At 60.8% G+C, this 6,316-nt stretch carries 5 protein-coding genes and 1 pseudogene; 5 read left to right on the top strand and 1 reads right to left on the bottom strand.

Annotated features, from left to right (window positions below; translation table 11 throughout):
- From KGA89_RS15100 to KGA89_RS15085, 4 genes and pseudogenes are all read left to right on the top strand, one after another.
- Positions 1–287 (top strand): annotated as a pseudogene (locus KGA89_RS15100) (branched-chain amino acid ABC transporter permease); the annotation flags it as partial.
- Between the two features lie 11 nt (positions 288–298).
- The gene (locus KGA89_RS15095) at positions 299–1,366 is read left to right on the top strand and encodes a branched-chain amino acid ABC transporter permease (RefSeq protein ID WP_223471949.1); all 1,068 of its coding nucleotides are present in this window, start codon (positions 299–301) and stop codon (positions 1,364–1,366) included.
- Between the two features lie 72 nt (positions 1,367–1,438).
- Positions 1,439–2,764: an ABC transporter substrate-binding protein gene (locus KGA89_RS15090; RefSeq protein WP_223471948.1), complete on the top strand. Its 1,326-nt coding sequence runs from the start codon at positions 1,439–1,441 to the stop codon at positions 2,762–2,764.
- Positions 2,765–2,821: 57 nt separating this feature from the next.
- A complete protein-coding gene (locus KGA89_RS15085) occupies positions 2,822–3,589 on the top strand; it encodes an ABC transporter ATP-binding protein (protein WP_003201368.1) in 768 nt (255 codons plus the stop codon).
- Positions 3,590–3,620: 31 nt separating this feature from the next.
- Here the strand turns inward: KGA89_RS15085 and KGA89_RS15080 are convergent, their stop codons facing one another.
- The gene (locus KGA89_RS15080; protein ID WP_114730944.1) at positions 3,621–4,724 is read right to left on the bottom strand and encodes a sigma-54 interaction domain-containing protein; all 1,104 of its coding nucleotides are present in this window, start codon (positions 4,722–4,724) and stop codon (positions 3,621–3,623) included.
- 305 nt (positions 4,725–5,029) lie between these two features.
- Between KGA89_RS15080 and KGA89_RS15075 the strand changes: the two genes are divergently transcribed.
- The gene (locus KGA89_RS15075) at positions 5,030–6,292 is read left to right on the top strand and encodes a serine hydrolase domain-containing protein (RefSeq protein ID WP_223471947.1); all 1,263 of its coding nucleotides are present in this window, start codon (positions 5,030–5,032) and stop codon (positions 6,290–6,292) included.
- The last annotated feature ends 24 nt before the right edge of the window (positions 6,293–6,316 follow it).

The raw sequence follows: 6,316 nt of genomic DNA, 5'->3' as shown, positions 1-6,316 counted from the left end.
GGTTGGTCGCCGGGCTGCTCTGGGGCGCTCGCCTCGGTGTGCAGTTCTCGCTCTCGCTGGTGGTACTCAAGGCCTTGCCGGTGCTGATCATCGGCGGCTTCACCTCCATCAGCGGCGCGATTGTCGGCGGCTTGATCATCGGCGCCTCGGAGAAGCTGGCGGAGGTTTACCTCGGGCCCTTCATCGGCAGCGGCATCGAGAACTGGTTTCCCTACGTGCTGGCGCTGCTGTTTCTGCTGGTGCGTCCGGCGGGGTTGTTTGGCGAACGGGCCATTGAACGGGTTTAGGGGAACGCATGATGTTTTATCGAGAAGCAGGCCAGTTCAACACCCGCTATGCCCAGGACCGCCGGGTCTTCGCGCTGCGCCAGGACCGTCACGGACTCGTCGCGTTGCTGCTGTTTGCCTTTGTCGTGGTGCCCTGGTTGGGCAATGACTATTGGTTCAGCGCGATCCTGATTCCGTTCCTGGTGCTGTCCCTGGCCGGGTTGGGGCTCAATTTGCTCACCGGCTATGCCGGGCAACTGTCCCTTGGTTCAGCGGCGTTCATGGCGGTGGGCGCCTTTGCCACTTACAACCTCGAAGTACGGGTCGCCGGTTTGCCGTTGCTGGTCAGTATCGCCTTGGGCGGATTGGCGGCGGCGTTGGTGGCGGTGCTGTTCGGCCTGCCGAGTTTGCGCATCAAGGGCTTCTATCTGCTGGTCTCGACCCTGGCGGCGCAGTTCTTCGTGACCTGGGCGCTGACCCGGTTCAGTTGGTTTTCCAATAACAGCGCCTCTGGCGTGATCAGCGCGCCGCGCCTGGATGTATTGGGGGTGAACCTCGACGCGCCGGCCGGCCGCTATCTGCTAACCCTGAGCGTGATGGTAGCGCTGTTCTGGCTGGGCAAGAACCTGGTGCGCAGCGAGTTGGGGCGCAACTGGATGGCGGTGCGCGACATGGACACCGCCGCCGCGGTCATCGGCATTGCGTTGGCAAAAACCAAGTTGCTGGCGTTCGCCATCAGCGGTTTTTTCCTCGGGGTGGCCGGCGCGCTCTGGGCTTTCGCTTACCTGGGCACGGTGGAGCCCCACGGTTTCGACCTCAATCGGTCGTTCCAGATCCTGTTCATCATCATTATCGGCGGCCTCGGCAGCCTGCTGGGCAACTTCCTCGGCGCGGCCTTCATCGTGCTGTTTCCGGTGTTGCTCTCGAACCTGGTGTCGCTGCTGCCCGGCGGGCTGGTTGACGCCGGCCAGGTGGAGAACCTGCAGAAGATGATATTCGGCGCCCTGATCATTCTGTTCCTGATCAAGGAGCCAGAGGGCCTTGCGCGCCTCTGGCAGAGATTTCGCCAGCGCGCACGGCTGTGGCCATTGCGCTACTGAGCGATGCGCACGGCGCGGGTTTGCAGTTCCATTTTGTTGGCTTACCTATGGCTTCATAACAAGGAAAATCCGATGTTCAAACGATCACTCGCCAGCAGCCTGGCACTGTCCCTGAGCCTCACCGCCGCGACCTTCACCGTCCAGGCGGACAACGAACAATATTTCCCGCTGCAAAGCTATCGCGTCGGCCCTTATGCGGCCGGCGGCACCGGTTTTTTCGGCGGCTTCATCGACTACCTCAAGTACGTCAACGCCAACGGCGGCGTGAACGGCGTCAAGTTGACCTGGAGCGAGTGCGAGACCGAATACGTGGTCGAAAAAGGCGTCGAGTGCTACGAGCGCCTGAAGAAAGGCTTGAACGGCGCACCGGCGGCGGCCACCAACCCGCTGTCGGTGGGCATCGCCTACGCCACGCTGGAGCGTTCGACGGCCGACAAACTGCCGCTGATCACCATCAACCACGGTCGCACGGACTCCACCGATGGCAGCGTGTTTCCCTACGTCTTCCCGTTGCAGTTGAACCCGTATTCTGAAGTGTCGGCGATCATCAACTACATCGGCCAAAGGGCTGGGGGGCTGGACAAACTCAAGGGCCTGAAGATCGTCACCCTGTATCACGGCTCGCCCTATGGCAAGGAAACCAACGAGGTGCTGCAGACCCTGGCCGACAAGTACGGTTTTGCGCTGACCTTGCTGGAGGTGCCGCACCCGGGCAACGAACAACAATCGCAATGGCTGAATATCCGTCGGGAAAAACCCGACTGGGTGATCCTGCGCGGATGGGGCGTGATGAACCCGGTGGCATTGAAAACCGCGCAGAAAGTCGGTTTCCCGGCCGACCACATCATCGGCAACATCTGGAGCAATTCCGAGGATGACGCCGCGCCGGCCGGTGCCGCGGCCAAGGGCTTCATCGCTATCACCACGCACCCTTCGGGCACCGATTTCCCGGTGTTGCAGGGCATCAAGAAACAAGTGGTCGACGCCGGTCATGGCGACCTGGCCGACCCCAAGCGTTTCGGTACGGTGTATTACAACCTCGGTGTGGTCAACGGCATTCTCAACGTAGAAGCGCTGCGCATTGCCCAGCAGAAATTCGGCAAGCAACCCCTGACGGGTGAGCAGGTGCGTTGGGGCTTTGAGAACCTCAAGCTCGACGACGCCCGGCTCAAGGAACTGGGGGCGTTGGGCCTGGTGCAGCCGTTGCAGTTGTCGTGCTCGGACCATGAAGGCGGTGGTGCGGTGCGCTTCCAGCAATGGGACGGTACGCAGTGGAAGCTGATCAGTGACTGGGTACAGGCCGACCGCGCCCTGCTACGGCCGATCATCGAAGCATCTTCGCATCAGTACGCCCGGGAAAAAGGCATTACGCCGCGTGATTGCAGCAAGGAATCCTGAGGCATCGCGGCGGCCGGGCGCATGCGTCCGGCCGCTGCCTGAAAAGGCGAAACTAGCATGACGACGAACGTGCCGATCCTGCAGGTCGACGATATTGAAGTCCTCTACGAACAGACCATCCTGGCCGTGCGCAGCGTGTCGCTGGAGGTCGCAAAAGGGCAGGTCGTGGTGCTGCTGGGCGCCAACGGCGCGGGTAAAAGCACCACGTTGAAAGCGGCCTCCAACCTGGTGCGCGCAGAACGGGGCGAAGTGGTGCGGGGGCGGATCGTCTACCAGGGACGGGAGGTGACCCACTGCGCGCCTCACACCTTGGCTGCGAACGGTTTGGTGCAAGTACTCGAAGGTCGGCATTGTTTCGCCCAGTTGACCGTGGAGGAAAATCTTCTGGCCGGCGCCCTGGCGCGCCAGGTGCCGCGGCGCCAGTTGCTGGCTGACCTGGAGTTGGTCTATGGCCATTTTCCGCGGCTGAAACTGCGGCGCAAAAGCCTGGCCGGCTACACCTCGGGCGGTGAGCAACAGATGATCGCGATAGGCCGTGCGCTGATGGCCAAGCCGCAACTGGTCTTGCTTGACGAACCGTCGATGGGCCTGGCGCCGCAAATCGTCGAGGAAATCTTCGAGATCGTGCGCCAACTCAATCAGCACGACGGCGTCAGTTTCCTGATTGCCGAACAGAATATAAACATCGCCCTGGGCTACGCCCACTATGGTTACGTGCTGGAAAGCGGTCGCGTGGTCAGTGAAGGCAGCGCCGAACAACTGGCGGCTCGCGGTGATCTGCAGGATTTCTACCTGGGAACGCGGAGGAGAGGCCAGGAAGCATGATCGTTCCCAGGGTCCTGCAGGAGCCTTGGACTCAGGTCGACAGGTTGACCACCCGGCCATCCTGGGTGTCCAGTGCCGGGCGACGTCGATTGACCACCAGTTCGCCAATCCTGATCAGCAACGTGCGGGTGACATTGCGGCTCAGGCCCAACAGGCTGGCGGTGTGGACCTGATTGCAATTGGCGTAGCGGTAGACGGTGCGCAGCAACTCGGCCTCGACCTTTTCATACAGGTCGCCATGCTCTTGCTCGAGCAGTTTCTCGAAGGCTTTCTGCAAAAGCGTCTCTGCGCTTTGAGGGGCCGACTCCTGCGAGTTGTCCTGGCGTTCGATACGCAAGTTAGACAGGTGCAGGTCCTGCACGCCGATCACGTTGTTGCGGCAAATCAACAGGGTGTGGTGGATGACATTTTCCAGCTCGCGAATGTTCCCCGGCCAGGAATAGTCGAGCAATTTGCGCTGCGCCTGGGCATCCAGCGTCACCTCGCCGTGACCGAGCCTGCGGCTGTACTCGGCAATGAAGTGGCGGATCAGCGGCAGGATGTCACCGGGGCGTTCGCGCAGCGGTTTGAGCACCAGGCTGACCACGTTCAGACGGTAATAGAGATCTTCGCGAAAGTGCCCGGCATTGATGGCTTTTTCCAACTGTACGTTGGTGGCCGCCAACACGCGCACATCGATCTTGATGCTCTTGCGCGAACCCAGCCGGACCACCTCGCGCTCCTGTAGCACCCGGAGCAACTTGACCTGGATCGGCAACGGCAAATCACCGATTTCATCCAGGAACAACGTCCCGCCGTCAGCTTCCTCGAACCAGCCGGCCTTGGCCGTCAGTGCGCCGGTGAACGCGCCTTTTTCATGGCCGAACAGCTCGGCCTCCACCAGGGTTTCGGAAAACGCCCCGCAGTTGACCGCAACAAACGGTTTGTGGCGACGGGCGCTGAGGTTGTGTACGTGGCGCGCCACCAGTTCCTTGCCGGTCCCGGTCTGGCCGATGATCAGCACGCTGGCGTCACTGGGCGCGACTTGTTGCAGATGCGCCAGCAAAGCGCGGGAGGTGGGGTCTTCGAAGACCTGGGCCGTGGCACGAATCGAGGTGGCCAGGCCGGGGGAGGGAGGAAGCGTTAGAAGCTGCATGACGGTGGCCCGTTAATGAGATTGCCGTGACTGAAAATGGGTAAATGCCAACGTTCTTGAGGCAGTACCGCGAAGCCATTGGGCTTAAGGCTTAATCTAAATGATCTAAAAAATAGACACAAAATAACTTCTAGTTATTTGCTTAAGGCTTTCGTCCCAGAATTCAGCACAGATCTATTGGTGTTGTCGCCGTTAATCGAATGAATTGAATTGACGGTAAAAAGTTTTATTGACTAAAAAATTACATCGGGTAATTATTTCTCTGCATCTGCTTTCACGCAGAGTCATTTTGCAGGGGCAACCCGATGAATCTGAACACCGTGCCTTCACTGGCCAGTCTTTACGTCGAGACTCACGAATCGCCATTTGACGCACGCCTGGCGCCTTCACTCATGCAAGGCTTTCCCGCCGAACCCCAGCGCCGCGTCACCTGGCACAACTGGATGAGCCCACCGTTCAACCAATGGGGTTTCCGCAACCTGGCGCGCTTGCGTCCTTCCATCGATGTGCAGGCCGGCAGCGGTCCGGTCAGCGCGTTCAGGCAGGCGCTCCAGGCGCTGGATGAGCTGCACTTCGACAGCGAGTGTGGCTTGAGCATCAGCGTGATCGATCACCTGGTCGCCAGCCAGACCGATGCTTTCCTGGTCTTGCAGGGCGACACCGTACTGTTTGAGCGCTACTTCAACGGCCAGCGTCCCCAGGACCGACACATCATGTTTTCGGTGACCAAGTCGCTGATCGGTGCCTTGGGCGAGCAACTGGTCTGCGAAGGCCTGCTGGACCCTACGTTGACGGCCACCCATTACGTACCGGAACTGGCGGGCAGCGCGTTTGCCGATGCTACCGTGCGCCAGTTGTTCGACATGGCGGTGGCCGTCGATTACAGCGAGGTCTATGAGGACCCGGATTCAGAGAGTTCCCAATACGGTTACGCCTGCGGTTTCCAGCCGGCGCCAGCGCAGTACGCGACCTTCGAATCCCTGTATCAGTACTTGCCCTCACTGAGGAAACGCGGCAGTCACGGCGGCTTTTTCCATTACGTGACGGCCACCACCGAGGCGTTGGCCTGGGTCATGGAGCGGGCATCAGGCAAGGCCTGCCATCAGTTGCTCCAAGAGATCTGGAGCCAGTTGGGCTGTGAACGTGACGGCTACTTCCTGGCGGACCCCTGGGGCCGCAGCGTCGCCGGTGCCGGTTTCAGTGCGACCTTGCGTGACATGGCGCGCTTCGGCCGTCTGCTGGCCAACGATGGCCGCCAGGGTGGGTCACAACTGCTCTCGGCCGAGGCGCTGGCCGGTATCGCCGCCGGAGCCGACCCCGCGATCTACGCTGCATCCCCTGACTTTTCGAGCTGGACCCCAGGCGCGTCCTACCGCAGCCAATGGTATGTCTTCAACGACCACAGCCAGGCGCTCATGGCCGGTGGCATCCATGGTCAATACCTGTTCATCGACAAACCGTCCGGCGTGGTGATCGTCAAGCAGTCGTCCCTGGGCGAGGCCGTCAGCCCATTCGACGGCGACAGCGTGCGCATGCTGCGTGCCATCGCGGCGCACCTGACGCCCTGACTTCATCCGATAAACACAAGAATT

The organism is Pseudomonas sp. A-RE-22 (genome assembly GCF_019956035.1).
GTDB lineage: Bacteria > Pseudomonadota > Gammaproteobacteria > Pseudomonadales > Pseudomonadaceae > Aquipseudomonas > Aquipseudomonas brassicacearum.
This window is presented reverse-complemented; position numbering and strand designations above follow the sequence as displayed.